Source organism: Mycobacterium sp., assembly GCF_040509115.1.
Classification (GTDB): Bacteria; Actinomycetota; Actinomycetes; order Mycobacteriales; family Mycobacteriaceae; genus Mycobacterium.
The window spans coordinates 1-3,877 of sequence record NZ_JBEVLO010000381.1; the positions used below are offsets into that span (position 1 = coordinate 1).

General features: G+C 61.4%; 2 protein-coding genes. Both read left to right on the forward strand.

What is annotated here, in order from left to right; all coding sequences use genetic code 11:
• The first annotated feature begins 1,116 nt into the window (after positions 1 to 1,116).
• Positions 1,117 to 1,683: a hypothetical protein gene (locus ABW137_RS26350; RefSeq protein ID WP_526404414.1), complete on the forward strand. Its 567-nt coding sequence runs from the start codon at positions 1,117 to 1,119 to the stop codon at positions 1,681 to 1,683.
• A 215-nt stretch (positions 1,684 to 1,898) separates the two neighbouring features.
• Complete coding sequence (locus ABW137_RS26355) at positions 1,899 to 3,098, forward strand: hypothetical protein (RefSeq protein WP_526404415.1); 1,200 nt, start codon at positions 1,899 to 1,901, stop codon at positions 3,096 to 3,098.
• The last annotated feature ends 779 nt before the right edge of the window (positions 3,099 to 3,877 follow it).

Here is a 3,877-nt window from a genome sequence, read left to right on the forward strand (position 1 = left end):
CGACAACAGATCCGAAAGATGCGGTACCCGAACGCCACAGTCCCGCACTCCAAGTCGCACTGGTTACCGGCGCATCGCGTGGCATCGGCGGCGCGGACCTCCTCGCGGATGCATCCTGTGCCGACGAGAAGTCGCCCGCACCGCCTCAATGACGAACAGACGTCCTGCCCGCCAAACCGGAGAAACGGCTGTACCCGCCGTTCAGCAGTAGCCGAGTCTTCGGCCATTTCCCGCCAGGGTCTCCTCGGCTCCCACGCTTCAAAACCTCACCGTCATCTCCAATTGCACATCAGGTGGACATCTCACTTGAGAACTGGACTTCAAACTCGAGAACCTACACAACCGAAACCTGTAGGTTCTCCCCTTCGGCTGCAATCTCGCACCAGCGCCACCTGCTCTTTTCTGGTCTGTCTCACGATGGGTGCAGCGCGGTTTGTCTCACGGGACGCTGCGTTTCCTACAACCACCTCTGCTCCGCTGGCGCGTTGGCAGAACCGTTCCTGCGGAGGTGTCGATACCGGCGGTTCGTCGGTGGTTCGCGAAGTCGAGTAGTGCACTACGCATGCATATTGGGTGAGGGCTTTCGACAATCCTATTACCGGCGGACATCCATCAAGCCGGGCCCAGGCAGCTATATGAGTAGCACGAACAAGAGGGGGAATCATGACCCGAAGAATCACCGTAGAGATGTAGACGCCGATGGTATGGATTTCGAGAACTTCGGCACGAATGAGCGCGGGGAGATTCAAACTCAGCACGTCACCTTTCTCGAGGAGGGTGACAGGGGCGTGCCGATTCTCAACGCCGCCTTCTCCTTTGGGGCGAAGTCCGGTCGGAGATCTCCCTGGCAGGATCTGTCAACAGCGGCAAGCTCTTCGCGACGGGGGAGGCGCTGCTGTTCAACACATCAGAATCCGCGCATCTGCCCTCAAACGATCCGCCGCCGTTGCCGCAGCTACCTCAGTGTGTTTGGCGGCGGCGGCGCTAGTCGCTCCCATTGCGAACACAGATCCGACTCCGCTTGTTCCGCTGAGCAACGGGCTCGTAATCGGTTGCGTGCCATGGGACCACGGCACGCGGGTGCACTGCGTGGCGTTTCCTTGGGGCTGCCCTCGGGTGCACGGCGATTACGTCGTCGACGCCTTGCACACGATGATCAGGGGGCACCAAGACGAATACCCCTTCCACTGCGTTAATGACGGTCAGGCTGCCACCTGGAACATCGACACTGACCCGAACTCGACGTTCACGTTCGGGGTCCAGGCCTGCCGCAAGAAGGACTTCGAGGGTGACTGGTGCACGCCGTATGCGGACGTCAACTACACGCCACCACAGCCGATCACGTGCCCGGCCGGCTCGCCGACTCCGACCGTTCCGGCCGGCAAAACCTGCGCTCCGAAACCTGACACGATCCTGACGCCGATCACGGGCGCGCCGCTCGATCTACCCCCGATTCCTCCGTCGGGCCATACCGTGATCTTTGATGTGGATCTGTATGACACCCCGGGCGGTAGTGGCACCGTGATCGGGATGCTCAAGAAAGGCGACACAGTTACCCTCAACGGCCCGTGCCCGATCAATAATGCCGTTAATCCCGACGACCTCGACAACGGCTGGTGCACCGTCACCGACACCACCAGGAAATTGACGGGTGCTGTATGGGGAGAAGCGATTTCAAAGTAGTAGTACTCAAGCGTCCGGAGCAACAAGGCACTGACTCCGAACCGCCAACTCAGATGAGACTGGCCAGCTTCATCGTCACGACGGTGTTCTGGCGGCACGTATCTCCGAGCCAGATCGGGGCATGCCGCAGTCCCGGGTGCTGCGGTCTGGCGCCAGTGGGACTGTTCTCATCGAGCCCGCCGCGAAGGCGGTCAAACGAACACGGAGGGGCACTAGTGACCATCAAGGGATCACAGAGAATCGCGGTACTGCTGTGCAAGCTAAGCGACACGAAAGAGGTCGAGCCACACCCTGTGTCCTTTTATGAGGACCTGCTCGTCAAGCGCGGCACCGGCGGCGTCAACGACTATTACGCCACCGCGTCGTTGGGCGCGATCAATCTGGATGGATCCGCAGTGTTCGGGTGGAAGACGCTCGACTCGAGCCTCGGCGACTACATTGCCGACCATCCGACACGGTCCGACAAGATACAAGGGGCGATTGCGGCTTTCCCTGATGTGGCTGTGTCTGACTATGCTGCCGCCGTCGCAATCTTCAATGTTGGGCTCGGCGATGGTGGATCGGCCGGCGGCGTTCTCTGCGCCCCGGGGGACGAGAACGTTACTTGGCTTAGTCACGAGATCGGCCACAACATCGGCTTGGAGCACTCGTTCGATCAGTCGGCGCGACAGCTCATGCCGTGGTCCCAGGCGGGCGAGTATTACGATCAGCACGACGTCATGAGCGCGATGAACGTGCATGGTGATACCGGGCATCAGTTCTCGCCTCGGGGACCCTTGCTCAACGTGGCCAATTTGCAACGCATGGAATGGATGCCGGCCAACCGCGTATGGCGCCCTCCCTCCAAGAACAGCAGCGGCGTCTACGAGATCGACCTTGTGGCACTGAGCCGCCCCGACACGCCTGGATTCCTGGCCGCCGACGTCAGTGGGCTAGTGGTGGAGTTCCGCATTCCTGATGGATTCGACGCCGGGGTGCCAAGGCCTGCCGTACTCATCCATGAGCCAGCCAACCCGAACTCGACCGTGGTGGCTTCAGATCCAGCCTCCTTCAACAACGAGTGGCAGCCCGGTCAAACCTTCGACGCGACAACGCGGTTGCTCGGACAGACGGGTGGCTTGCGCGTGACGATCGTCTCTTTCGACCTACGGCGGATGATTGCGCGGCTGCGGGTTGGCGTGATGGCGGTCAGGCCACCCTTTCACCATCAGACGCCGCTGTACGCCCTAGGCCCGGGCGGTACCCTAGTCGGGCTGGTAGACGGAAAGATCCATCGCGTGCCGATGCCAGACCCGAGGCTGGTTTCCCTGATCGAAGCCCTTGCGCCGCAATTGGCACAACCGCCCAGTGCGGTGGAACATGAGCGGTTGCTTGAGGGACTGGCTGAATCGCGGCACAAGCTACGGGGAGTCTGAAACTGGATCACGACCGATATGTGCCTCATCGATGATGAGATTGAGGTGGAGCGACGCGATCGTCCCGTGAAGGCACCGCGTCCTCCAGGTATCGGCCCTCGACGACGGCTGTCCCCCGGAGTGCTCCACCAGGCCGGACCCGCAGCGTTTCGTACAGCGGTGTCGAGTCTTTCAACACCCACTTCACAGCGTCACCCTTTGTTATTGCGATGCCTGTCGACGCCGACGCTGCGTCTAGTCCTTCGAGTTTGGTGCTGACCTCAAGTGGAGATGCGGGCCTCGGTGTTGTTCTGGCGAGCGATCAAGATGGTGGCCTGGGAGAAGCTTCTGACGCTCGTGACCACCTGCCACCCGGCGTCCCATCTCGTCGCGGCGTGTCGCAAGAGCAAGTCCTCGCGGATCGGGCCGACCCGCTCGCACTCGTCGATGCGACTTGGACTTCTTGCTGTACGAGTGGCTGGATGTGACATCGTTGACCTGCCGCGAACGCTTCGCCGAGCATTCACGCGAGACGTTCGACGCGCGCTGCAGTACTCGTTCACCACGGCACTCCTGGGCGCACTGCCACGCGACGACTGAAGCGATTTCAGAGGGATCGGCGAATCTCGCCGTTGGTCCGGTCGATTGGGCGACCTGCGTCGTCATGCGCGACGGGTTCTCGCCGAAGCTCAGGGTGTTCCCGCGTGCGGTGTGGCGGTGCGGATCGCGATCAAGCTTCCTTCGCGCGCATTCTTCCGGGCTTCCTCGTGAAAGTCGGGTGCAGTACAGGCGAACAGTGT